Source organism: Sphingomonas sp. GM_Shp_1 (assembly GCF_026540895.1).
Taxonomy (GTDB): domain Bacteria; phylum Pseudomonadota; class Alphaproteobacteria; order Sphingomonadales; family Sphingomonadaceae; genus Sphingomonas.
Map to the genome: position 1 here is coordinate 1 of NZ_JALNUR010000013.1, position 25,558 is coordinate 25,558.

The following is a 25,558-nucleotide window of genomic DNA, read 5'->3' on the forward strand; positions in this document are numbered from 1 at the left end:
CCGACTCCGGCCGCGCCGACCATCTCGGTCCAGCCGCGTCCCTTCCGTCCGGTCGAGCGTCCGGTGATCCCGACCCCCGAACCCAAGGCGGAAGAGCCCAAGGTCGAGGCTGCTGCGCCGACTCCGGCCCCCGCGCCGACGCCCGCACCCGCTCCGGTCGCGGCGAAGCCCGCGCCTGCCCCCGCTCCGGCCGTTCCGACGCCGCCGGTGCTGGGTCGCGATCCCGCCATGCCCGCGCCGCGCCGTTTCTCGCCGGTGCAGCGTCCCGAAATCCCGAAGCCCGCGCCCAAGCCCGTGCCTGCGCCCGCCGCAGCAGCGGCTCCGGCGTCGGCCGCGCCTTCGGGCAATGCCTCGGCTCCCTCGGGTGGCGCACCGCGCTCCCTGCCGTCGGGCCAGCCGACCCCGCGCAACGCCCCCCCCAGCCGTCCGCAGCAGCGCGACCGCAAGGGTGACGAGCGTCGCGGCGGCAAGCTGACCGTGACCCGCGCCCTGAACGAGGACGGCGCCCGCGCCCGCTCGCTCGCCGCGCTGAAGCGTGCCCGCGAAAAGGAAAAGCGTGGCTTTGGCGGCCCCCGCGAGCCGCAGGTCAAGCAGGTCCGCGACGTGCAGGTGCCCGAGGCGATCACCGTTCAGGAACTCGCCAACCGCATGGCGGAAAAGGGCGCGGACCTGGTCAAGGCGCTGTTCAAGATGGGCATGCCCGTCACCATGACGCAGACCATCGACCAGGATACGGCCGAGCTGCTGGTGACCGAATTCGGCCACAACATCGTTCGCGTCTCGGACAGCGACATCGACCTGGCGCTCGACACCAGCGAGGATGCGGCCGAGAGCTTGCAGCCGCGTCCGCCGGTCGTGACGATCATGGGCCATGTCGACCATGGCAAGACCAGCCTGCTCGACGCGCTGCGCGGCACCGACGTGGTGCGCGGCGAAGCGGGTGGCATCACCCAGCATATCGGCGCCTATCAGGTCACGCTGAAGGACAAGTCGAAGATCACCTTCCTCGACACGCCGGGCCATGAAGCCTTTACCCAGATGCGCGCGCGCGGTGCCGACGTCACGGATATCGTGGTGCTGGTGGTCGCGGCCGATGACGGGCTGATGCCGCAGACGATCGAGGCGATCAACCACACCAAGGCGGCGGGCAAGCCGATGATCGTGGCGATCAACAAGATCGACAAGCACGACGCCAATGCCCAGCGCGTCCGCGAGCGTCTGCTCGAACATGACGTGCAGGTCGAGGAGATGGGTGGCGAGACCCAGGACGTCGAGGTTTCGGCGCTCAAGAAGATCGGTCTGGATACGCTGATCGAGAAGATCCAGCTTCAGGCCGAACTGCTCGAACTGGCCGCCAACCCCGACCGCGCCGCCGAGGGTAGCGTGATCGAGGCCAAGCTCGACAAGGGCCGTGGTCCGGTCGCGACCGTGCTCGTCACGCGCGGCACGCTGAAGGTCGGCGACGTGTTCGTCGTCGGCGCGGAAAGCGGCAAGGTCCGTGCGCTGGTCGACGACAAGGGCCGCCAGGTGAAGCAGGCCGGTCCGGCGATGCCGGTCGAGGTGCTCGGCCTGTCGGGCGTGCCCCAGGCGGGCGACCTGCTCCAGGTCGTCGAGAACGAGGCCCGCGCCCGCGAGGTCGCCGAATATCGCCAGAGCGTGGTGCTCCAGAAGCGCACCACCTCGGCCCCGGCCAGCCTGGAGTCGATGTTCTCGGCGCTGAAGGCGAACCAGGCCAAGGAATATCCGCTGGTCGTCAAGGCGGATACGCAAGGCACCGTCGAAGCGATCGTGGCGTCGATCAACAAGATCCAGTCGGATCTGATCAAGGCGCGCATCCTGCACTCGGGCGTCGGTGGCATCACCGAGTCGGACGTGACGCTGGCGGCGGCCAGCGGCGCGCCGATCATCGGCTTCAACGTCCGTGCGAACGCCAAGGCGCGCGAGATCGCCGAGCGGAACAAGGTGGCGTTGAAGTACTATGACGTCATCTACGACCTGATCGACGAGATCCGCGCGGGCATGGCCGGCGAGCTGGGCCCCGAGGCGTTCGAAACGGTGGTCGGCCGCGCCGAAATCCGCGAGGTCTTCTCGGCGGGCAAGATCGGCAAGGCCGCCGGTCTGCTGGTCACCGAGGGTGTCATCCGCAAGGCGCTCAAGGCGCGCATCACGCGCAACGACGTCATCATCTACCAGGGCGAGATCAACTCGCTCCGCCGGTTCAAGGACGATGTCGCCGAGGTCCGCGCAGGGCTCGAGTGCGGTGTGACGTTCACGCAGAACTTCACCGACATCAAGCCGGGCGACTATCTCGAAACCTTCGAGGTCGAACTGCGCGAGCGTTCGCTCTGATGATGGCGGGGCGGCGGGAGCGATCCTGCCGCCCGCGCTTCATGCCGGAATGGATCGCGCCAGAATTCGCGGTCGCCTGCCCGGCGGCCGCGATTTTCGTTTGAGAAGAAATAGCTGAACACATGGTCCGTCCGAACAACCCCGCCGAACCCTCGGTCCGCCTGCTGCGCGTCGGCGAGCAGGTTCGCCACATCCTGTCCGAAATCTTGGCGCGCGGCGACGTGCATGACGAGACGCTGGCCAAGCATATGGTCAGCGTGACCGAGGTGCGCATGTCGCCCGACCTGCGCCACGCGACGGTTTTCGTGAAGCCGTTGCTGGGCAAGGACGAGGACGTGGTGATCAAGGCGCTGCGCACCAACACCGCGTATCTGCAGCGCGAGGTCGCGACGCGGGTGAAGATGAAATATGCCGCCAAGCTGAAGTTCCTGCCGGACGAGAGCTTCGACGAGGGAAGCCATATCGACTCGCTCCTCCGCTCGCCCAGAGTGTCGCAGGACCTGGAAGAGGGGGAGTCGTCCGAGGACTGACACCCACCCCCGTTCAGCCTTCGACTTCGCCCAGGCTGAACGGAGCGAGGAAGGGGGTTTACCCCCCGACCGGCACCAGATCCGCATCGATCGCGATCGTCACCTGTCGCCCGACGATCAGCGGATAGGCGGTCATCCCGAAATCGCGCCGGTCGATTCGCGTCGACGCCGCGATATGCACCGGCTCTCGCCCCGTCATCGCCGTGAAGTCGCGCGAGAAGTCGACCGCCAGCGTCGCGGGTCGCGTCACCCCGCGCGCCGAAATCGTGCCCGCCACCTGCGCACTGTGCAGGCCGGTCCGCGTCATGCTCGTGCCGTGGAAAACCACATAGCGATAGCGATCGACATCGAAGAAATCGGACCCCCGCAACCGCGAACGGGTGAGCGAATCGCCCGCCTCCAGCGCTTGCGCATCGATCCGCACGTCGAGCGTCACCGCCTTCGCATCCCGGTCGGACAGGGCCACCCGGCCGTCCAGCCGGGGGAAGTGCGCGGTCTTGCTGCCCAGCCCGAAAAAGCCGACCTTGGCCCGCACGGTCGCATGGGCCGGATCGATGGCATAGGCGAGGCCGCCCGGCTCCGCGGTGACCGCCGTGCCGGTCAGGAGCAGGCCTGCGACCATGGCCGTCTTCGCGCCGTTTTTCACACTTGTTCGCCCCAAAGCTCGATACGGCGGTCGCCCTGCGATAAGGGCGGGGGATGGCCAAGCTCTATTTTTACTATGCCAGCATGAATGCGGGGAAATCGACCATGCTGTTGCAGGCCGATTTCAACTATCGCGAGCGGGGCATGAACACGATGCTGTTCACCGCCGCGATCGACGACCGCTTCGCCTATGGCACCATCGCCTCGCGAATCGGCCTGTCGCAGCCCGCGACGCCGTTCCAGGCGAGCACCGATCTGGAGGCATGCGCGCTCGATCGCCATGCGGAGACACCGCTCGCCTGTATCCTGGTCGATGAGGCGCAGTTCCTGACGCCCGAGCAAGTGGACCAACTGGCACGGCTCGCGGACCGGCACCGGATTCCGGTGCTGTGCTACGGCCTGCGCACCGACTTCAAGGGACAACTCTTCCCAGGCTCGGCGCGGCTGCTGGCGCTGGCGGATGCGCTCAGCGAGATCAAGTCGGTGTGCGTATGCGGCGCCAAGGCGACGATGAACCTGCGGGTCGATGGCGAAGGCCGTGCGATTGCCGAGGGCGCGCAGACCGAGATCGGCGGTAACGACCGCTATGTCGCGCTGTGCCGCCGCCATTTCGGCGAGGCTTTGGCCGGGGGCAGGGTGCTTGAGGCGGGGCGCAACCCCGACTAACGCCTGCGCGATGCATGGATGGATCATTCTCGACAAGCCGCTGGGGCTCGGCTCGACGCAAGGGGTCAGCGCGGTCAAGCGCGTGTTGCGCCAGGGCGGCTATGGCAAGGGGATCAAGGTCGGGCATGGGGGGACGCTCGATCCGCTGGCGACCGGGGTATTGCCGATCGCGGTGGGCGAGGCGACCAAGCTGGCCGGGCGGATGCTCGACAGCGACAAGGTGTATGACTTCACCATTCGGTTCGGGGTGCAGACGTCGACGCTCGATGCCGAGGGCGAGGCGGTGACGGAGAGCGATGTTCGGCCTACGCGAGAGGCGCTGGAGGCGGTGTTGCCGCGCTTTACCGGGCCGATCGAACAGGTGCCGCCCGCCTATTCGGCGCTGAAGATCGATGGCGAGCGCGCCTATGACCTCGCGCGGGCGGGCGAAGAGGTGGTGCTGGCGAGTCGCGCGGTGACGATTCATTCGCTCCAATCCTCCCCAAGCTCGCTTGGGGAGGGGGACCATCCGAAGGATGGTGGAGGGGCGCCGTCGCAGACGGCGGCTGACGCCGCCGCCCCTCCACCACGCCCTGCGGGCGCGGTCCCCCTCCCCATCGGAGATGGGGAGGAATGGTTGAAGGAGGTGACCCTCACCGCGCATGTCTCCAAGGGCACGTACATCCGCTCGCTCGCCCGCGACATCGCGCTTGCGCTGGGCACGGTCGGCCATGTCACCATGCTCCGCCGTATCAAGGCGGGGCCGTTCACGCTGGCTTCGGCGATATCGCTGGACAAATTGAACGAAATGGGGCAGGCGCGCACCCTTGAACAGATACTCCTGCCGCTGAGGGCGGGGCTGGACGACATCCCGGCTCTTGCTCTCGACCCCGACCAGGCAGGGGCGCTCCGTCAGGGGCGTGTGCTGGTTGGGATCGCCGTGGACGATGGCCAATATTTCGCGATGCTGGGGGAAACCCCGGTGGCGCTGGTAGAGGCGCTGGACGGAAACGTCCGGGTCGTGCGCGGCTTCAACCTCGATTGAAGAAAGGATCACGATGTCGATCACCGCTGAACGCCGCCAGGAAATCATCAAGGACCATGCCCGCGCCGAGGGTGACACGGGTTCGCCCGAAGTCCAAGTCGCGATCCTGACCGAGCGGATCCAGAACCTGACCGGCCACTTCAAGACCCATGCGAAGGACAATCATTCGCGTCGCGGTCTGTTGATGCTGGTCAACAAGCGTCGCTCGCTGCTCGACTATCTGCGTCACAAGGATGGCGACCGCTATCTGGCGCTGATCGCCAAGCTCGGCCTCCGCAAGTAACAGCGGGGCGCGCAAGCGACCAAAAAGGGCACTCCCATCGGGGGGTGCCCTTTTTTTATCGGCTGGTGTATGTAGCACCGGGCCGACCGGATGCCGCAAAAACTGCGCATCCCCAAAGCCTCTATGTCATCAAATCCGGCGAGGATGCCGGGTAGAGCAATCGGAAGGGCGGCAATTCGGCCGACCTCCAGAGCCAATTTTGGCTCAACCCATAGGCCCCGGCGGGATAGGCCCGTCGGAGTGAAGGATATTCCATGTTCAATACCAAGAAAGTGGCCATCGAGTGGGGCGGCAAGACGCTGACCCTCGAAACCGGCAAGGTGGCCCGTCAGGCCGACGGCGCGGTGATCGCGACGCTGGGCGAGACGGTGGTGCTGTGTGCCGTGACGGCCGCGAAGACCGTGAAGGAAGGGCAGGACTTCTTCCCGCTGACCGTTCACTATCAGGAGAAGTTCTCGTCGGCGGGCCGTATCCCCGGCGGTTTCTTCAAGCGCGAACGCGGTGCGACCGAGCGTGAGACGCTGATCAGCCGCCTGATCGATCGTCCGATCCGCCCGCTCTTCCCCGAAGGTTTCTACAACGAGATCAACTGCATCTGCCAGGTGCTCTCGTACGATGGCGAGAACGAGCCCGACATCCTGGCGCTGGTCGCCGCGTCGGCCGCGCTCACCATCTCGGGCGTGCCCTTCATGGGCCCGATCGGCGCGGCGCGCGTCGGTTATGTCGATGGCGAGTATCAGCTGAACCCGACCGATGCCGAGGCGCTGGCCGGTGACCTGGACCTGGTCGTCGCCGCCACGCACGACGCGGTGATGATGGTCGAATCGGAAGCCAAGGAGCTGTCCGAGGAAGTCATGCTGGGCGCGGTCATGTACGCGCACAAGGCGTCGCAGCAGATCATCGACGCGATCATCGACCTGGCCGAGCAGGCCGCGAAGGATCCGTGGGAGCTGAAGGTCGGCGACGACCAGAAGGCGGTCAAGGCCGAGCTGAAGAAGCTGATCGGCAAGGACATTACCGCGGCCTACAAGCTGACCGACAAGCAGCAGCGCCAGACCGCGCTGGGTGAGGCCCGCGCCAAGGCGAAGGCCGCCATGGCCGACCGTAGCCCGCAGGAGCAGCTCGTCGCCGCCAAGTTCGTCAAGAAGCTGGAAGCCGAGATCGTCCGCACCGCGATCCTGAAGGACGGCCGCCGCATCGACGGTCGCTCGACCACGCAAATCCGTCCGATCGAGGCGGAGGTTCACTTCCTGCCGCGTTCGCACGGCTCGGCGCTGTTCACGCGCGGCGAGACCCAGACGATCGCGACCACGACGCTGGGCACCCGCGATGCGGAGCAGATGATCGACGGCCTGAACGGCCTGTCGTACCAGCACTTCATGCTGCACTATAACTTCCCGCCCTATTCGGTCGGCGAAGTGGGCCGCTTCGGCGCGCCGGGTCGTCGCGAGATCGGCCATGGCAAGCTGGCCTGGCGCGCGCTGCACCCGGTGCTGCCGTCGAAGGAGGAATTCCCCTACACCATCCGCGTGACCAGCGACATCACCGAGTCGAACGGCTCGTCGTCGATGGCCACCGTCTGCGGCGGCTCGCTGTCGCTGATGGATGCGGGCGTTCCGCTGAAGCGTCCGGTCTCGGGCATCGCCATGGGCCTGATCTTGGAAGGTAAGGACTTCGCCGTCCTGTCCGACATCCTGGGTGACGAGGATCACCTGGGCGACATGGACTTCAAGGTGGCGGGCACCTCCGAGGGCATCACCTCGCTCCAGATGGACATCAAGATCGCCGGTATCACCGAGGAGATCATGAAGGTCGCGCTGGCGCAGGCCAAGGAAGGCCGCGCGCACATCCTGAACGAGATGAACAAGGCGCTGTCCTCGACCCGGACCGAGCTGTCGGCGCACGCGCCGCGCATCGAGACGATGACGATCGACAAGTCGAAGATCCGCGACGTGATCGGCACCGGCGGCAAGGTGATCCGCGAGATCGTCGCCACCACCGGCGCGAAGGTCGACATCGATGACGAGGGCGTGATCAAGATCAGCTCGTCGGACGGTGCGCAGATCGAAGCCGCGATGAACTGGATCAAGGGCATCGTCGAAGAGGCCGAGGTCGGCAAGATCTACAACGGCAAGGTCGTCAACCTGGTCGATTTCGGCGCGTTCGTGAACTTCATGGGCGGCAAGGACGGTCTCGTCCACGTCTCGGAGATCAAGAACGAGCGTGTCGAGAAGGTCTCGGACGTCCTGACCGAAGGCCAGGACGTCAAGGTGAAGGTCCTCGAGATCGACCCGCGCGGCAAGGTCCGCCTGTCGATGCGCGTCGTCGACCAGGAAACCGGTGCCGAGCTGGAGGACAATCGTCCGGCCCGCGAACCGCGTGAACCGCGCGGCGACCGTGGCCCGCGCGAAGGCGGTCGTGGTCCGCGTCGTGACGCCGGGGATCGTGGCGGTGAGCGGGGCGGTGATCGCGGAGGCGAAGGCCGCAGCGGTCCGCGTCGCGACCGTGGCGACCGTCCCCGTCGCGAAGGCGGCGAGCAGGGCGGCTCGCCCGAATTCGCCGCTCCGGCCTTCCTGACCGGCGATCGCGACTGATCCTTCGCCCTCGGGTGAAAGGAAAAGGGCTCGGGGGAAACCCCGGGCCCTTTTTCGTGGGAGCCTCACGCCCAGACCTCACCATCGGTGGACACGCCGGCCCGACCGGCCTTACCCTCGCCACTCCACAAAGGCGGGCGGCATGATCGAAACCCTGGCCATTTCCGGATATCGTTCGCTGCGCGACGTGGTGGTGCCACTCGCGCCGCTGACCATCGTCACCGGCGCGAACGGCAGCGGCAAGTCGAGCCTCTACCGTGCGCTGCGCCTGTTGTCGGATGTCGCGCAAGGCCGGGTGATCGCCTCGCTGGCGGCCGAGGGCGGGCTGTCCTCCACCCTCTGGGCGGGACCGGAAAAGTTCAGCCGGGGGATGAAGCGCGGCGACACCCCGGTGCAGGGGACGGTGCGCGATGGGCCGGTCAGCCTGAAACTCGGTTTTTCGTCCGCCGACTATGGCTATGCCATCGACCTGGGCCTGCCCATCCCCAGCATCACCCGCTTCGCCCATGACCCGGAGATCAAGCTGGAGGCGCTCTGGGTCGGTCCGATGGCGGGGCGGTCCAACCTGATCGCCGAACGACGCGGCGATTTCGTCCGGCTGCGCGAGGCCGATAGCGGCGGCTGGCGCGATGGGGCGCGGTCGATTCCTGCGGTCGATTCGATGGTGACCCACTGTGCCGACAGTCGCGACGGGCTGGAACTGCTGCAACTGCGCGAGCGCTTACGCGGCTGGCGCTTCTATGACGATCTGCGCACCGACCGCGACGCGCCTGCGCGCCGTCCGCAGGTGGGGACATTCACGCCCGTCCTGTCGGGCGATGGCGGCGATGTCGGGGCGGCGATCCAGACCATCTTCGAGATCGGCGAGGGTGAGGCGCTGGCCGATACCATCGCCGATGCCTTTGACGGCGCGACCCTCCAGGTCGGCGATCGGTTCGAGGTGGAGATGCGCCAGCACGGCCTGCTCCGCCCGCTCTCGGTGGCCGAGCTGTCCGACGGGACGCTGCGCTACATATTACTTGCCGCCGCCTTGTTGTCGCCGCGCCCGCCCGAACTGATGATCCTCAACGAGCCCGAGGCGAGCCTGCATCCCGACCTGCTGGCGCCGCTTGCCCGGTTGATCGTGAAGGCTTCGGCGCGGTGCCAGGTGATCGTCGTGTCGCATGCCGCCGCGCTGGTCGATACGCTGGACCGCAATGCCGAGGCGCGGTCGATCCGCCTGTACAAGGAACTGGGCGAGACGCTGGTCGAGGATGTCGAACGCCCGCGCTGGGTCTGGCCATCGCGGTAATTCCTCCCTGCAAGGGGAGGGGGACCATGCGAAGCATGGTGGAGGGGTGTCGCGCTCTCGATGGTGGGGACACCCCTCCGTCGGGCCTGACGGCCTGCCACCTCCCCTTGCAGGGGAGGAATAGAAGTTACGCCGGGTCTTTCGCCCCCTCATGCGCGCTGTACCCGAGCCGCGCATGGCCCTGCACCGGCCCCGCCACGTCCGCGACCAAGTAAAGCGGCCGCCGCTTCGATTCGATGTACAGCCGCCCGAGATATTCGCCGATCATGCCCAGCACGAACATCTGCACCGCGCCCAGCACGACCGTGACCAGCATGGTCGAGGTCCATCCCTGCACCGCCGACCCGGTCAGCCAGCCGATCGCGATATAGACCAGCAGCAGCAACGAGGCGGCGGTCAGCGCCAGCCCGATATGGCTGGCCCAGCGCAGGGGCGCAGTCGAGAACCCCGTCACCGCGTCGAAGGCGAGCGCGATCATCTTGCCCAGCGGATAATGGGTCTCGCCCGCATGACGCTCGGCACGGTCATAGGCGAAGGGAACCTGGCGGAAGCCGACCCAGGCGACCATGCCGCGAATGAAGCGCGCCTGTTCGGGCAGGGATTGCAGCGCATCGAGCGCGCGGCGGCTCATCAGGCGGAAATCGCCGGTATCGAGCGGGATCGGCGTGTCGGTCAGCCGGTCGAGCATCCGGTAGAAGAGTGCCGCCGTCGCCTTCTTGAACAAGGTCTCGCCCGCGCGCTTGCGGCGGACGGCATAGACCACGTCGGCGCCTTGCGCGATCATCGTCTCGCGCATGTCGGTCAACAGCTCGGGCGGGTCTTGAAGATCGGCGTCGATGATCAGGATCTGCTCGCCCGCGCACAGGTCGAGGCCCGCGGTTAGCGCCAGTTGGTGGCCATGGTTGCGCGACAGGTTGATCGCCACCAGATGCGGATCGGCGGCGGCGAGGCGCTGCATCACCGGCCAGCTATCGTCCTTCGAGCCGTCGTTGATCAGGACGATCTCATAATCCTCGCCCACCGCCGCGCGCGCCGCGCCCGAAATGCGCGCGTGCAACACGTCCAGGCAGGCGGCTTCGTTATAGCAGGGGACGACGACGGACAGGGCAGGGCGCTTCATGACGCCGCCGGTTTAGCGGCGTCGAAGCCGTCCGTCACCCGTTCACGACCAACTTGACCAAACGGCCCGGCGTCAGCGCTTGTTCCGGGTCGAGCCCGTTCAGCGTCACGAACCGCTCGCGCTTGTAATCGGGATAGGCCATGCGCGCCGACAGGCTGTCGATCGTGTCGCCGGCCTTCACCGTCACGATGCTGATCCGCTTGCCACGAATGGCGTTCGCCTCCGCCGTGGAGACCGGCGCGACCGAGGCGAGCAGCGGCTGGAACGGCCCGATGCCCGACCCTGCGGGCGTCACCAGCGTGAAGGTATAGGTCGCCGAGGGGAAGCGATAGGCGACCACCGTCGCATCCACCGCGCGATTGCTGGCGGATGCACGGGTCGTCACCCAGGCATAGGGGATGCCGTTGGCCGTCCCGTTCTGAAGCTGGCCCGAGGGGGTGCCGGTGCCGAGCTGGCCGAAGCGCTGGGTGATCGCCTGGGACAGGTCGCTGCCCTGGGCGAGCCGCATCTGCGCCTGCCCGCCCTGGCCGACGATGCTGACCGCGTCGCTGCCATTGGCGATGGTATAGCCGCTGGGGGCGGTGAATTTCAGCTTCAGGCCGGGATGGCGGAAATTCCGGCCATCGACCACGCCTTCCTTGGGATCGTCGTCATAGGGAAGCCCGTCGAGCATCCGCAGAAAGGCGACATCCTGTGGCGGGGTGGTTTCGGGGCGACCGGTCGCTTGCGCCAGCGCGGCGGCGCGGCGCACCCGGTCGGCGCTGTTGGGATGGGTCGAGGCCCAGGTCGGGATCGCGTTCGCCTCCTTGCCCGCCGTCCGCGCGGCGAGATTGCTCGACGCCGCCAGCGAGGCGAGCATATCGGCCGAGGCATAAGGGTCGTACCCGGCGGCGGCCATGTAGCGGATGCCGAGGCCATCGGCCTGATATTCCTGATCCCGGCCATATTTCAGCGTGTAGAGTTGCGCGCCCGTGCCGACCAACTGGCTTGCGACATTGCTGCCGGTCAACAGTCCCGCGCCCGCCGCCAGGATCGACCCGATGGTCGAGCGGGTGTTGCGGCTCTGCGAATGGCGGGCGGCGACATGGCCGACTTCGTGCCCGAGCACCGAGGCGAGTTCGGCCTCCGAGTTCATCAGTGCGAGCAACTGGCGGGTGACATAGACATAGCCGCCCGGGATGGCGAAGGCGTTCTCCACCGGCGAGTTGAGCGTGGTGACGGTGAAGTCGCCCTGTGCATTGGACAGGCCGGACTGAACCGCGACGCGCTTGCCGACGCGTTCCACGAACGCCGCCTGCGGGCCGGTGTAGCGGCCGCCATATTGCGCCACGAGCTGCGGATTGGCCTGCGCCCCTTGCGCCTTGTCCGAGGCGGAGATGGAGCGTGCCTGCTGCGCGGCGACGGGTGCGGTGACAAGCGCGAGCATGGCGGCGGCGGTGATGAAACGCATGTTAAGGCTCCCCTGTTCGGGGTTTCCAAAGCGCAGGCGCGGCGCGGGTTCCAGCCTTTTGTTACGGGGGCGTCATTCGGGTGTCAGGAAAATTGTTCCCCGGCGAAGGCCGGGGTCCAGTTTCTTGGCGGCTTAGGAGGCACGAAACGATGCGGGGGAGGCATCCGCCCGGCACCTTCGATCATGCACCGCAACTGGGCCCCGGCCTTCGCCGGGGAACAGAGAGGATTTGGTTCGCGCGGAGGCGCGGAGACGCGGAGGGGCCTCGCCCAGCGTGGGCCGCATCCATTCCCAACCATGCGACATCGTCTTCCGGTCGAGAGCGCGCATGTCGGATCGGCGGAGCCGGACATCTCCGCGCCTCCGCGTCTCCGCGCGAACCTCAGACCCGCTCGACCGAACTCACCACATCCGCCGCGCGCAATGCCGCGATCAGGCGCATCAGATGTTGCAGGTCGTGCACCTCGACGTCGATCAGGTTGGTGTGGAAGCGCGTGTCGCGCGTATCCAGCCGGACGTTAATGATGTTCGCCTTATGCTGGCCGATGATCGTCGCGAGAATGCCGAGCGCGCCGGGTTCGTTCTTGACCATCACCGAGATGCGCGCGGTCGCGCCCTCGCTCTCGTCGCCCCAGGAGACGTCGACCCAGTCGGTTTCCTCGTCGGTCCGGTCGGCCAGTTCGGCGAGCACCGGACACTGGATCGCATGGACCTCGATCCCCGCATCCGGGCGGCGAAGCCCGACGATCCGGTCGCCCGGCACCGGGTGACAGCATTGCGCGAGGTCATAGGCGACGCCCGGCGTCAGCCCCTTGATCGAGATGGCGCTGGACTGGGGCGGGAGAGCCGCGACATCCGCGCCCGCCGATCCGGGCATCAGCGCCTCCATCACGGCCGCATCCGATACCGTGCGCCGGGCGATGGCGATCATCAGATGCGCCTCGTCGGGCATCTTCAGCCGTTGCAGTGCATGGGTCAGCGCGTCGGACCCGATCTGGGCGGGCAGGCGGCGGACGATGTCCTCGTAGAGCTTGGTGCCCAAAGTCACCTGCTCGGCGCGCTCGGCCTGGCGCAGATGGCGGCGGATCGCGGCCAGCGCCTTGCCGGTGATCGCCAGGTTCAGCCAATTGGCCTGCGGCGTCTGTCCGGCCGAGCGCAATATCTGCACCTGGTCGCCGTTCGAGATGACGGTCGATAGCGGCACGACGCGGCCGTTCAGCTTCGCGCCCACCGCCTGGTCGCCCAGATCGGTGTGCACGGCATAGGCGAAGTCGATCGGCGTCGCGCCCTTCGGCAGCTGGATCAGTTCGCCCTTGGGGGTGAAGGCGAAGATGCGATCCTGATACATCGCCATCTTCGTATGCTCGATCAGCTCTTCGGGGCTGTCCGAGGTATCGAGGATTTCGACCAGGTCGCGAATCCAGCTGACCTGCGCGTCGTGGCGCGTCGCCTGCTTGTAGGTCCAGTGCGCAGCCAGGCCGAAATCGGCCTCGGCGTGCATTTCGGGGGTGCGAATCTGAATCTCGATGCGGGCGTTGTCGGCATGGATCACGCTCGTGTGGAGCGAGCGGTATCCGTTGCGCTTGGGGGTCGAGATATAGTCCTTGAACCGCCCCGGCACCATCGGCCAGCGGCGATGGATCAGCCCCAATGCACGGTAGCAATCCTCTTCCGCCGGCACGATCGCGCGGAAGGCCATGACGTCGGACAGTTGCTCGAAGCTGATATGCCGCTCGTTCATCTTGCGGAAGATCGAAAAGGCGGACTTTTCGCGGCCCGTCACGTCCGCCTCCACCCCGCCGCGCGACAGCAGCAGCTTGAGCCCCGAGGCGATCTTGGAAATCCGGTCGCCGCCGCCTTCCTTCATCTGCGCCAGGCGCAGCGTGATCGACTCATAGGCTTCGGGTTCGAGTTGCTGGAAGGCGAGCATCTGCATCTCCTTCATGAACTCGTACATGCCGATCCGCTCGGCGAGCGGGGCATAGATGTCCATCGTCTCCTTCGCGATGCGGCGGCGCTTCTCCGGCTTCGCGATGTGATGGAGGGTGCGCATATTGTGCAGCCGGTCGGCCAGCTTGACCAGCAGGACGCGGATATCGTCCGACATGGCGAGCAGGAACTTGCGCAGATTCTCGGCGGCGCGCTCGCTCTCGGTCTGCGCCTCGATCTTGGACAGCTTGGTGACGCCGTCGACCAGCCGCGCGACGTTCGGCCCGAACAGTCGCTCGAGCTCGTCATAGGTGGCGACGGTATCCTCGATCGTGTCGTGCAGGATGGCGGTCGCGATCGTCTCGTCATCCAGATGCAGGTCGGTCAGGATGCCGGCGACCTCGATCGGATGGCTGAAATAGGGATCGCCCGAGGCCCGCTTCTGGCTGCCATGCGCCTTCATCGAGAAGACATAGGCGCGGTTGAGGAGCGCCTCATCGGCCTGGGGGTCGTAGTCGAGCACGCGGTCGACAAGTTCATACTGGCGGAGCACGATATCAGATGTGCGTGGTAGGGATGACCATTGCAACATTTTTGATGCGATCAGGGTGATCGGGTGATCTTCTAAAGCCCCTCTCCCGGCAGGGGGAGGGGTTGGGGAGGGGCAAGGGCCATGGGGGCCGGTCTCGGTGAGACCCCGTGCCCTCCCCCATCCCCTCCCGCCTGCGGGAGGGGAGCGGCAAGACGTTGGAGTTTCCCATACCCAACCTCCGTTCAGCCTGAGCGAAGTCGAAGGCCACGGGAATCACTCCCCCATCGCTTCCGCCGCCAGGGCCTCCGCCTCGATCAGCAGGTCGTCGTCCGCACTCCCCGTCGCCACCTTCTCCCGCCCGATCAACACCAGCACCGGGACCGCCAGCGGACTCACCCGCTCCAGATCGACATGCAGCATCGTGCCCCCCGCCCGGTCGAGCAGATTCGCCAGCCGCCCCACATCGGTCATCCGCTGCCGTGCATCGTCCCACGCCGCCTGGAGCAGCAGATGGCCGGGCTCGTATTTGCGTAGCACGTCGTAGATCAGGTCGGTCGAGAAGGTCACCTGCCGCCCGGTCTTGCGCTTGCCGGGATGCTGGCGTTCGACCAGCCCGCCGATCACCGCCACCTCGCGAAAGGCGCGCTTGAGCAGGTGCGATTGCTGCACCCAGTCGACGAACTCGTTTTCCAGGATATCGGGCGAGAAGAGGCTGGCCGGGTCGGTCACCTTCTCCAGCCCGTAACAGGCCAGCGCATAGTCGCTGGCGACGAAGCCCAAGGGCTTCAGCCCCTGCGCCTCCATCCGCCGGGTGATCAGCATCCCCAGCGACTGGTGCGCATTCCACCCCTCGAAGCTATAGGCGACCATGTAATGCCGCCCCTCGCGCGGGAAGGTCTCGACCAGCAACTGGCCGGGGCGGGGCAGGACGGAGCGGCGGTCCTGCATCTCCAGCCAGTCATGCACGTCTGCGGGAAAGCGATCCCATTCGTTCCGGTCGGCGAGGAACCCGCGCACCCGGTCGGCCAAGCTGGTCGACAGCGGCATTCGACTGCCGCCATAGGTCGGGATACGCGCCGGGCGCGAAGTGGCGCGGACGATCAGGTCCTCGCCGTCGATCGATTCGACCTCCAGGCTGAGCCCGGCGAAGAAGAAGGTGTCGCCGGGGGCGAGGGTGGCGGCGAATCCCTCCTCGACCCGGCCCAATTGGCGGCCGTTGCGAAAGCGCACCTTCAACATCGTCGCCTCGACGATGATCCCGGCGTTCAGGCGATGCTGCGCCACGAACTGCGGGTGGGTGACACGCCACAGGCCGTCGGGTTGCTGCACCAGCCGCTTGAACTTGTCATAGGCACGCAGCGCATAGCCGCCGTCCGCGATGAAGTGCAGCACCCGGTCGAAGGTCGTATCGTCCAGCGCCGAATAGGGCATGGCCGAGCGGATCTCGTCGAGTAACGCGCCCTGCTCGAACGGCGCGGCGCAGGCGCAGGCCATGACATGCTGGGCCAGCACGTCGAGCGCCCCCTGCCGGAACAGGTCGGGGTCCAGCTCGCCCGCCTCCACCGCGTCGAGCGCGGCGCGGGCCTCCAGATATTCGAAGCGGTTGCCGGGGACCAGGATGGCGCGGCTCGATTCGTCCAGCCGGTGATTGGCGCGGCCGATGCGTTGCAGGAGCCGCGACGAACCCTTGGGCGCGCCCATCTGGATCACGCAATCGACATCGCCCCAGTCGACGCCCAGGTCCAGGCTGGCGGTCGCGACCAGTGCGCGCAACTGGCCGTCCGCCATCGCGCCCTCCACCTTCTGGCGCGCTTCCAATGAGAGCGAGCCGTGATGAACGCCGATCGGCAGGCTCTTGTCATTGGCCTTCCACAAATCCTGAAAGATGAGTTCGGCCAGGCTTCGCGTGTTGCAGAACAGGATGGTGGTCCGGTTCGCCTCGATCACCCGCATGACCTGTGCGGCGGCGTAACGGCCCGAATGGCCCGCCCAGGGAATGCGGTCCTCGGGCAGCAGGATGGAGATGTCGGGCGGCGCACCGGGCTGACCGGTGACCAGGCCGACCGCGTCGATATCGCCATCGGGGGCGAGCCAGGCGCGATAGCCGTCCGGGTCCGCCACCGTCGCCGACAGAGCGACACGGCGTAAGGACGGGGACAGGCGCTGCAACCGCGCCATGCACAGGGACAGAAGGTCGCCGCGCTTGCCGGTGGCGAAGGCGTGGACTTCGTCCACCACGATGGTCCTCAGTCCGGCAAACATCGTCTCTGCATCGGGATAGCTGAGCAGCAGCGACAGCGATTCGGGCGTGGTCAGCAGGATGTGCGGCGGCTTGATCCGTTGCCGCGCCTTCTTGTCCGACGAGGTGTCGCCCGTCCGGGTTTCGACCCGGATGTCGAGGCCCATCTCCTCGATCGGCGTGACGAGGTTGCGGCGGATATCGACCGCCAGCGCCTTCAATGGCGAGACATAGAGGGTGTGCAAGCCCTCGGTCGGTTCCTCGATCAACTCGGTCAGCGTCGGCAGGAACCCCGCCAGCGTCTTGCCCGCGCCCGTCGTCGCCACCAGCAGAGCGTGACGCCCGGCACGGGCTTCGTCCAGTATCGCCAACTGGTGCGTGCGCGGTTGCCAGCCCTTGGCGGCGAACCAGTCGGTCAGGGCGGGCGGAAGGGAACCGGGGGGCATGTCCAACGATATAGGTATCATGGCCAAGCTCGGCGACTGGATACAGCCCCATAAACACGGGATTTACGTGGCCCCCGCCGATGTGTGGGTCGATCCGTCCGAGCCGGAGGCCAGGGCGCTGGTGACGCACGGCCATGCCGATCATGCGCGCGGTGGCCATGGCACGGTCTGGGCGACGCCGGAGACGCTGGCGATCATGGAGGCGCGTTACGGCCCCCAGACCGGCATCGCGGTCGGTTATGGCGAGACGATTCGGCTGGGCGAGGTGGATGTGAGCTTCGTCCCCGCCGGGCATGTGCTAGGATCGGCGCAGATCGTGCTCGATTATCGCGGAGAGCGGGTGGTGGTCTCGGGCGATTACAAACGTCGCGCCGACCCGACCTGCGCGCCCTTCGAGCCGGTGAAATGCGACGTGTTCGTCACGGAGGCGACCTTTGCGCTTCCCGTCTTCCGCCACCCCGAAACCGGCGATGAGATCGACAAGCTGATCGCGCGGCTCCACGCCAATCCGACCCGCTGCGTGCTGGTCGGCGCCTATGCGTTGGGCAAGGCGCAACGGGTGATCGCGGAGTTGCGGGTGCGGGGGCATGAGGCACCCATCTATCTCCACGGCGCGCTGGCGCGGCTATGTACGCTCTATGAGGAACTGGGCGTCGACCTGGGCGAGTTGCGCATGGTCGCGGATACGCCCAAGGCCGAGATTGCGGGGCATGTCGTGATGTGTCCGCCCGGCGCGCTCAACGATCGCTGGTCGCGGCGGCTGCCGGAGCCGATCACCGCGATGGCCAGCGGCTGGATGCGGGTGCGCCAGCGCGCGCGGCAGAAGAATGTCGAGCTGCCGCTGATCCTGTCCGACCATGCCGATTGGGACGAACTCACCCAAACCCTGACCGAGATCGCCCCGCGCGAGGTATGGGTGACGCATGGTCGCGAGGAGGCGTTGGTTCATTGGTGCGAGACGCGGCAGATGAAGGCGCGGGCCCTGGCGCTGGTGGGGTTCGAGGATGAGGATGATTGATACCCCACCGTCATCCCAGCGCAGGCTGGGATCTTTGGCAACTCGGACTTCCGATCGATAGAGGCCTCAGCCTTCGCTGGGGCGACGACTCGTTATACCATCGCCAAAGGCCGGGCCGGTTCCGCCACCTCCGATCCCGGCACCGCGAACACGCCCTTCTTTGCCAGCCTTTCGCCCGGCCGCACCTTCGCCGTCTGCATCGCCAGCCAGGGCGCAAGCAACAGCCCCAAGGTCACCGGCGACAGCCACGCCCCCAGCATCGGGTTCAGGAACGACACGCCGAGCAGCACCACTCCCACCCCCAGATGCCAGTAATAGCGCGGCATGGCATCCGCCGCCGCCAGCCCGTCGCGCACCCGGCTCTGCGGGTTCCAGCCCGACGGCTTACCGCGCACGATGTTGATCAGGTCGATGGTCTGGGTCAGCGCGATCACCGGCGCGGTCAGGATCGACAAGGGCACGTCGAGCGCCACCGATGCCAGGATTCCCCGCGCGCCGCCGTAACTCGCCCGCCGGTTCCGGTCGGCCATCGCCCAGATGATGCTCAGCAGCTTGGGCCCGAACAGCAGAATCAACGTCACGACTAGCACCTGGGTCGAGGTGACCGCGCGCACCGTCGCGGCATCGTCGGACAGGCTCTGCGCGATCGAGGTGGCGATCAGGATCAGCCAGGCGGGCGACATCAGATAGGCCAGCGCGCCGATGAACAATTGCAATCGGCTGATCCAGTGAAAACCGCTCGATCCCAGCAGCTTGAGATGTTGGGTATTGCCCTGTGCCCAGCGGCGGTCGCGCACCGCCTGGTCGATCAGGGTCGGCGGGAATTCCTCGAAACTGTCCTCGACCATCAGCATGTGCAGCCGCCAGCCGCGCCGCCGCAGCAGCGCCGCCTCGACCATGTCATGGCTCATGATCGTGCCGCCGAACGGAGGCCGCCCGGGCAGGTCGGGCAGGCCGCAGCTTTCGGCGAACGCCCGGATTCGGATCAGCGCGTTATGCCCCCAGAAGGTCGATTCCGACCCCGACCACCAGACCAGCCCGGCCGTCGAGATCGGCCCGTAGAAGCGGCTGGCGAACTGCATCCAGCGCTGGAAGAAGGTCGTCGCGCCGATGATCATCGGCACGGTCTGGAGCAGCGCGATGGAGGGGCGCTGCTCCATGATCTGGGCCATGCCGACCATCGTGTCGCCGCCCATCAGGCTGTCGGCGTCGAGCATCAGCATGAAGTCATAGGCCGCGCCGTAGTTGCGCACCCATTCGGCGACATTGCCCGGTTTGCGCCCGATATTCTCGGTCCGGCGGCGATAATAAAGCGGCACCTTCAGCCAGGGGGCGAGCCGGGCCCAGGCGGCGCGCTCCTCCGCCTCCGCCGCTTCGCTCGAGTCGGACAGGACAAAAAAGGCGAAGCGCTCCGCGGCGCCCGCGCGGTCGATCATCGTCGCCATCCGCGCGATCCGGTCGAACACCGCCTCCACATCCTCATTATGCACCGGCACCAGCACGGCGGTCCGCGCGGTCAGGGGGGCCGCGCCCCGGGGTGCGGGGGTGATGCCGGGATGCGCGCCGGAAATCAGCAGGATGAAGCCGATCGCCGCCGTGACGAAGCCGAACGAGATCCAGGCGAAGAGCGGGAAGAACAGCAGCAACAGCAACCCGTCGAGCAGGTTGAACCCGTCGCTGAGCAACGCCTCCTTGACCGAGGCGGACGCGGCGGTGGCGAGCAGGCCGGTCAGCAATACCAGCAGCAACCGCCGCGTCAGGATATCGTCGGGTGCCAGATTGACCCCGGCGCGCGGCTCGGGCGCGTCGTGCGGGGGCGGGGGGCCGTCGAACCGCTGGACCGGCATGGTCAGCGGCGCGGGCTCCGGCATGATCGCCCTGGGGGCGGTCCAGGCGTCGGTCATGGCAGGAAGACGGGGGCCAGCACCGTCTCGGTCAGCGCCTTGTTCCCACGCTTCAGGAACAGGCGGACATCGGCCGGGCCCTGCCCCTCGGGCGCGATATCGGCGGTCACGCGCCAGCGGTTGGGCTGGCCGACGACCGGATAGGCGGCCTGGTTCAGCAGCTTGCCGCGCGACACGCCGATATCGGCGGTCACGTTGCTCTGCCGGTCCAGCCCCGCCAGCGCCGGGCCGACGAAATCCACCACCAGCTTGCGCGCGCCCGGTGTCGGCTCGGCACCGGGACGCCCCGCCGCGCCGGTCCACTGGTCGACGGCGTGCGCGATGGCGGGCACCACGGTCGGGTCGGTCGAGCCCCAGCTCAGGCGATAGTCGAACTGCCGCTTCTGCCCCGCCTTGGGCGCGTCGGCGGGATTCCAGAAGGCGACGATATTGTCGACCGTCTCCGAATTGGTGGGGAAGGCATAGAGCATCACCTGCCCCCGGCCCCAATCCCCCTGCGGCTGGACCCACAGATTGGCGCGTCGATCGTAAAAGGCGCCGTCATCCTGATAGTGATCGAAATCCCGGTCGCGCTGAAGCAGGCCGAAGCCGCGCGGATTGGTGTCGGCGAAGCTGTCCAGCGTCGGGCGCGGCGGGTTGACCAAAGGTCGCCACAGCCTCTCCCCCGCGCCGGTCAGCAGCGCGAGACCGTCCGAATCGTGGATCTCGGGTCGCCAGTCGCTGCCCGCCGCGCGGTTGCCCTCGCCATACCAGAACATGCTGGTCGCAGGCGCGATGCCCAGGCGTTCGGCATCGCGGCGGAAGAACAGGACGGCGGAGACGCGCTGTTCGACCCCGGCCGCGCCCTTCACCGACTCGATCCGGTAGGCGCCCGTCACGCTCGGCCCGTCGAGCAAGGCGTGGACGGAATAGCCCTGCGCACCCGTCCGCTCGATCCAGAAATCGGTGAAGGCGGGAAATTCCTCGCGTCCGTCGATGCCGGTATCGATCGCGATCCCGCGCGCCGACAGGCCATATTGATCCTGCGCGCCTGCGGTCCGGAAATAGGAAGCGCCCTGAAAGGCCAGCCAGTCGCTCTTGCCGTCCGCCGTCATCGCGCGGAACCCGGCGATGCCCAGCGGCGGCGCATGGCCCGCTTCCGCCGTGAAGAGCGAGGGGGAGAAGGGAAGGCTGCGCGCCTGGCCGTTCTCGACGATGTGGATGCCGACCGGGTTGGGCGCATAGCGGCCCAGCGGGAACAGTCGGATTCCGCCCGCCAGCGTCTTGTCGTCGCGATACCGGATTGTGCCGACCGCGTCGTAATCGATGGCGGCGGCGGCCTCCACCTTGGCCTGTGGGCGGTAGGGTTGCCGGGCCAGGGCCTCGGCCTGCGATTGAAGCGCGGCCCAGGAAAAGGGCTTGGGTGGGCCCATCTTGACACCCGAAGGCGTGGCTTGCGCGGCGGCGCGGCCAGCCCATGCGGGTGACAGCCCCAGGGCGGCGAACGCCGCGATCAACTCTCGACGATTGGCTCGGATCATCGGCTCCAGCATCTCCTGCGACGGACGAACGGCTCCCGGCTGCGTGAGCTTGGCCGTTTGTGCAACGCAACACGCGACGATCGGTTGCTCCCGCGCCACCAGATGATTGCAGCATACGGTATAATATATTTGACTCCTTAATGGTTTCGGTTAAAATTAACCAAATAAACCAATTAGGGGGCTCATACGTGAATGGAAATTACATGAGGTTGGCATGTTCGGTCGGGGCCATTGCGATCGCGCTGCTTTCGGTTTCGCCGGCCAGCGCGCAGACCGCTCAGGGGGCGACCAGCGATGATGCGACGGATTGCGTGCCCGCACCCGACCGGCCCTGTCCGTCGAACGCCGCCGCGCTGCCCGACAGCGCCAACGGGTCGGCGGGCGAGGCGATCGTCGTCACCGGCACCCGGCTTCAGCGCCCCAGCCTGACCAGCAACAGCCCGCTGACGGTCGTGGACGATACCGAAATCCGCTATCAGGGCGCGGTGCAGGTCGAGAATGTGCTCAACCGCCTGCCGCAGGTGACGCCGGACGCGAACGAGAATGCCTCGAACGGATCGGACGGCACCGCGCGCGTCAACCTGCGCAATCTGGGCAGCAACCGGAACCTGGTGCTGATCAACGGCCAGCGCATGCTGCCGGTGCAGGCCAACGACCTGAACTTCATCCCCTCCGCGCTGGTCAAGCGGATCGACGTGGTGACCGGCGGCGCTTCGGCCGTGTACGGGTCGGACGCGATTTCGGGCGTGGTCAACTTCATCCTGCGCGACGATCTGGAAGGCATTCGGACCGACATCCAGTACGGCTTCGCCCAGCATCAGAACGACAATGCGTTCGCCCGCCGTATCCAGAGCCAGGCCAATTACCGCCTCGCCAACCGCAATGTGCTCGACGGGCAGAAGCTGGACGTCAACGTCGCCTTCGGCACCAACTTCCCCGACAATCGCGGCAATGTGACCGCCTATTTCGGCTATCGCGATACCAAGCCGATCCTTCAGGGCAATCGCGACGTCTCGTCCTGCGCGTTCGATCCCGACGGCGTGGGCAATTCGACGCTGATCTGCGGCGGGTCGAGCAACAACCAATATGGCCTGTTCGACCCGATCACGGGCCCGAACGCCGATACCGGCCGGTTCAACAACACGCGCGATGGCAACCGCACCTGGGTGCCGTATGATTCCAGCTTCCGCTACAATTACGCGCCGCTGAACTATTTCCAGCGCAACGACACCCGCTACACCGCCGGCGCCTTTGCCCGGTACGAGATCACGCCGTCGGTCGAAGCCTATGGCAGCGTGATGTTCATGGACGACCACACCAATTCGCAGGTCGCCCCGTCCGCGCTGTTCCAGGGCTATACCTACTCGGTCAATTGCGACAATCCGCTGCTCAGCGCGCAGCAGGGCAATATCCTGTGCGGCTCGGCCTATGGCACCAACGCGACGCAGCAGCTCTACATCGGCTATCGCCCGGTGGCGGGCAACGCCCGTCCGCGTCGCGACGACCTGCGCCATACCGACTATCGCTTCTCGGGCGGCGTGCGCGGCGAGATCGCGCCCGGCATCCGCTATGACGCCAACGCGCTGTTCTCGACGGTCCTCTATAACGAGACCTATGAGAACGACATCGACCCCACGCGCGCCAATCGCGGTATCCAGGTGGTCAACGTCAACGGCACCCCGACCTGTAAGTCGGTGGTCGACGGCAGCGATCCGCAGTGCGTTCCGCTCGACATCTTCCGCTACAACGGCATTTCGGACGCGGCGTTCGGCTATATCTATGCGCCGACCTCGACCCGGGGTGTCGACAAGGAAACCGTGCTCAGCGGCAATATCAGTGCGGACCTGGGCACATACGGCGTGACCTCGCCCTTCGCGAGCGACGGTATCGGCGTCGTGCTCGGCTTCGAGCATCGCTATGAAAGCCTGGAGTTCAAGGCCGACGCGCTGGCGCTGCAAAAGGGGACCAAGGAGACCCAGGGCCGCTTCGACGTGAACGAGATCTTCGCCGAAATCGAAGTGCCGCTGGTCCAGAATCGTCCCTTCTTCAAGGACCTGTCGCTGAACGCGGGCTATCGCGGATCGGACTATAGCAACCTGTCCAAGATCGTCTCGACCTACAAGGCCGAGCTGTCCTGGGCACCGAGCAGCGATATCCGCCTGCGCGGCAGCTATAACCGCGCGATCCGTGCCGCCAACGTCTCGGAATTGTTCGGCCCGCAGTTCAACGGCAATGTCAGCGCGCAGGACCCCTGCGCCACCGCGACGCCGACCGCGACCTTCGCCCAGTGCGCCCGTACCGGCGTGACCCAGGCGCAATATGGCCGCATCACCGACTGCCCGGCGGAAACCTGCACCGCGCAGTTCGGCGGCAATCCGGCGCTGAAGCCCGAAACCGCCGACACCTTCACCGCCGGTCTGGTCCTGACGCCGACCTTCCTGAAGCGGCTGTCCTTCTCGGTCGATTATTTCGACATCAAGGTGCGCGACTATATCGGTTCGATTTCAGTCAACCAGACGATCAGCCAGTGCATCGCGACCGGCAACCCCTTCTTCTGCAACCTGTTCAAGCGTGATCCGCGCGGCGGCATCATCTTCGGCGACCAGGGCTATATCGTCTCGACGACGCAGAATACGGGTTCGCTGCGCACCTCGGGCGTGGACTTCGGCCTGGCCTATCTCCAGCCGCTGGGCGGCGTGGGATCGCTGGCGATCGACTTCCAGGGCACTTGGAACCGCAAGCTGGTGAACGAGCCGGTGCCGGGCCTGGGTTCTTATGACTGTGTCGGCTTCTTCGGCCCCGTTTGCGGCCAGCCGACGCCCGAATGGCGTCACCAGTCGCGCTTCACCTGGACCGATGCGTCGAAGGTGGGGACGATCTCGCTCAACTGGCGCTATATCGGCGCGACCAACCTGACCAACAATTCCACCGACCCGAACCTGACCGGTACGCCGTCGCTCTTCAACAGCCGGATCAAGGCGTACAGCTATTTCGATCTGGCCGCGACCGCCAAGGTGCAGGACGGCGTCACCTTCCGTGCGGGCGTCAACAACCTGCTCGACAAGGACCCGCCGATCATCGCGCAGGGGCTGCTGTCCTCGTTCGGCAACGGCAACACCTATCCCGGCATGTACGACGTGGTCGGCCGCTCGGTGTTCATCGGCCTGACGGCGGAATTCTGACGGAGAGGGGGCGGCAGCGCCCCCGATCCCGACAACGCGTTTTACCCCAGCCTGCCCCGTCCGGTTCACACCGGGCGGGGATTTTTCTGGGGGGGCGGCCGAGACGGCGATCGGAAGCCTCTCGCTCACCTCGTTGTCCACCCCGGCGAACGCCGGGGTCCAGTTGCCGAGCCGCGTTCCGTGCCGACTCTGGGCCCCGGCTTTCGCCGGGGCGGTGGAGGTGTAGTTACGCCGTCTCGGCCAATAGCTTCTGCGCCTCCGCGCCCGCCCAGTCGAAGCCGCCGGTCACCCGCCAGACCTCCTTGCCGTCCGCGCCGTACAGGATCGTCGTCGGCAGGTTCGCCTTGTAATGGACGCTCAGGGACAATTTTGGGTCGAGATAGATGGGCAGTGCGTCCAGTTTCCGGCCCGCCAGGAACGGCTTCACCTTGGCCGCATCGTCCTGCGCCACCGCGATCACCGCGACCTTGCCCTTCAGGCGATCCGCCGTGACGGCCAGCGTCGGCATTTCCGCCACGCACGGCCCGCACCAGGTCGCCCACAGGTTCATCAGCACCGGCTTGCCCCGGAAATCGGCTAAGGTCATCGACTTGCCGTCCAGCGTGGTGAAGCCCAGGCTCGGCGCGGCTTCGCCCTTGTGGGCACGGTCGACCGCGCCGGCGGCTTTGGGGGCCTCGGGCGCCGACGAAGCGACCTCGCCGCCGGTGACTTCACCGCTGGAAACTTCCCCCGTAGAGCTGTTGTTCGCTTGCTCCGGGGCGGGGCTTTGCTTATCGCACCCGGCGACCATCAGCCCCAGGAGACAGGCGATCACGGTACGCGACGACATGGGCGGC

The 25,558-nt window shown here is 66.7% G+C and carries 17 protein-coding genes; 9 read left to right on the plus strand and 8 right to left on the minus strand.

Annotation, left to right across the window (positions count from 1 at the left end):
* Together infB and rbfA are read left to right on the plus strand one after the other, a co-directional pair.
* Positions 1-2,349: translation initiation factor IF-2 (gene infB / locus OXQ33_RS08520; protein WP_267434257.1), on the plus strand; the 2,349-nt coding region annotated here is incomplete at its 5' end.
* Between the two features lie 122 nt (positions 2,350-2,471).
* Positions 2,472-2,879 carry a 30S ribosome-binding factor RbfA gene (rbfA, locus tag OXQ33_RS08525; protein ID WP_267434258.1) on the plus strand — a complete coding sequence of 136 codons (408 nt, stop codon included), beginning with the start codon at positions 2,472-2,474 and terminating at the stop codon, positions 2,877-2,879.
* A 58-nt stretch (positions 2,880-2,937) separates the two neighbouring features.
* On the opposite strand, the gene OXQ33_RS08530 is transcribed toward rbfA, so the two are convergent.
* A complete protein-coding gene (locus OXQ33_RS08530) occupies positions 2,938-3,525 on the minus strand; it encodes a YceI family protein (protein WP_267434259.1) in 588 nt (195 codons plus the stop codon).
* Between the two features lie 53 nt (positions 3,526-3,578).
* Between OXQ33_RS08530 and OXQ33_RS08535 the strand changes: the two genes are divergently transcribed.
* From OXQ33_RS08535 to OXQ33_RS08555, 5 genes are all read left to right on the plus strand, one after another.
* Positions 3,579-4,190 (plus strand): thymidine kinase, encoded by a 612-nt coding sequence (locus OXQ33_RS08535; RefSeq protein ID WP_267434260.1) that lies wholly within the window; start codon positions 3,579-3,581, stop codon positions 4,188-4,190.
* 10 nt (positions 4,191-4,200) lie between these two features.
* Positions 4,201-5,214 carry a tRNA pseudouridine(55) synthase TruB gene (truB, locus tag OXQ33_RS08540; RefSeq protein ID WP_267434261.1) on the plus strand — a complete coding sequence of 338 codons (1,014 nt, stop codon included), beginning with the start codon at positions 4,201-4,203 and terminating at the stop codon, positions 5,212-5,214.
* A 13-nt stretch (positions 5,215-5,227) separates the two neighbouring features.
* On the plus strand, positions 5,228-5,497 hold the full coding sequence (rpsO, locus tag OXQ33_RS08545) for a 30S ribosomal protein S15 (RefSeq protein ID WP_261268525.1): 270 nt from the start codon (positions 5,228-5,230) through the stop codon (positions 5,495-5,497).
* A gap of 254 nt (positions 5,498-5,751) precedes the next feature.
* Entirely contained in the window at positions 5,752-8,091 is a 2,340-nt protein-coding gene (pnp, locus tag OXQ33_RS08550; RefSeq protein ID WP_267434262.1) for a polyribonucleotide nucleotidyltransferase, read from the plus strand.
* Positions 8,092-8,233: 142 nt separating this feature from the next.
* Entirely contained in the window at positions 8,234-9,382 is a 1,149-nt protein-coding gene (locus OXQ33_RS08555) for an AAA family ATPase (RefSeq protein WP_267434263.1), read from the plus strand.
* Positions 9,383-9,509: 127 nt separating this feature from the next.
* Here OXQ33_RS08555 and OXQ33_RS08560 read toward each other — a convergent pair whose 3' ends face one another.
* The 4 genes from OXQ33_RS08560 to OXQ33_RS08575 all read right to left on the minus strand — a co-directional run bounded on the left by OXQ33_RS08560 (position 9,510) and on the right by OXQ33_RS08575 (position 17,098).
* On the minus strand, positions 9,510-10,502 hold the full coding sequence (locus OXQ33_RS08560) for a glycosyltransferase family 2 protein (protein ID WP_267434264.1): 993 nt from the start codon (positions 10,500-10,502) through the stop codon (positions 9,510-9,512).
* Between the two features lie 34 nt (positions 10,503-10,536).
* The gene (locus OXQ33_RS08565) at positions 10,537-11,952 is read right to left on the minus strand and encodes a M48 family metalloprotease (RefSeq protein ID WP_267434265.1); all 1,416 of its coding nucleotides are present in this window, start codon (positions 11,950-11,952) and stop codon (positions 10,537-10,539) included.
* A gap of 382 nt (positions 11,953-12,334) precedes the next feature.
* Positions 12,335-14,434 (minus strand): bifunctional (p)ppGpp synthetase/guanosine-3',5'-bis(diphosphate) 3'-pyrophosphohydrolase, encoded by a 2,100-nt coding sequence (locus OXQ33_RS08570; protein ID WP_267434266.1) that lies wholly within the window; start codon positions 14,432-14,434, stop codon positions 12,335-12,337.
* A gap of 252 nt (positions 14,435-14,686) precedes the next feature.
* The gene (locus OXQ33_RS08575; protein WP_267434267.1) at positions 14,687-17,098 is read right to left on the minus strand and encodes a ligase-associated DNA damage response DEXH box helicase; all 2,412 of its coding nucleotides are present in this window, start codon (positions 17,096-17,098) and stop codon (positions 14,687-14,689) included.
* A gap of 19 nt (positions 17,099-17,117) precedes the next feature.
* Here OXQ33_RS08575 and OXQ33_RS08580 point away from each other — a divergent pair, with 19 nt between their 5' ends.
* Positions 17,118-18,116, plus strand: coding sequence for a ligase-associated DNA damage response exonuclease (locus tag OXQ33_RS08580; protein ID WP_267434333.1), 999 nt, complete (start codon positions 17,118-17,120; stop codon positions 18,114-18,116).
* 92 nt (positions 18,117-18,208) lie between these two features.
* Here OXQ33_RS08580 and mdoH read toward each other — a convergent pair whose 3' ends face one another.
* Both mdoH and OXQ33_RS08590 read right to left on the minus strand, forming a co-directional pair.
* On the minus strand, positions 18,209-20,020 hold the full coding sequence (gene mdoH / locus OXQ33_RS08585; protein ID WP_267434268.1) for a glucans biosynthesis glucosyltransferase MdoH: 1,812 nt from the start codon (positions 20,018-20,020) through the stop codon (positions 18,209-18,211).
* Complete coding sequence (locus tag OXQ33_RS08590; RefSeq protein WP_267434269.1) at positions 20,017-21,540, minus strand: glucan biosynthesis protein; 1,524 nt, start codon at positions 21,538-21,540, stop codon at positions 20,017-20,019. The genes mdoH and OXQ33_RS08590 overlap by 4 nt, the downstream gene beginning before the upstream one ends.
* A 203-nt stretch (positions 21,541-21,743) precedes the next feature.
* Here OXQ33_RS08590 and OXQ33_RS08595 point away from each other — a divergent pair, with 203 nt between their 5' ends.
* Positions 21,744-24,722 carry a TonB-dependent receptor gene (locus OXQ33_RS08595; protein ID WP_267434270.1) on the plus strand — a complete coding sequence of 993 codons (2,979 nt, stop codon included), beginning with the start codon at positions 21,744-21,746 and terminating at the stop codon, positions 24,720-24,722.
* A 226-nt stretch (positions 24,723-24,948) separates the two neighbouring features.
* Here OXQ33_RS08595 and OXQ33_RS08600 read toward each other — a convergent pair whose 3' ends face one another.
* Positions 24,949-25,551 carry a TlpA disulfide reductase family protein gene (locus OXQ33_RS08600; RefSeq protein ID WP_267434271.1) on the minus strand — a complete coding sequence of 201 codons (603 nt, stop codon included), beginning with the start codon at positions 25,549-25,551 and terminating at the stop codon, positions 24,949-24,951.
* Positions 25,552-25,558 lie beyond the last annotated feature (7 nt).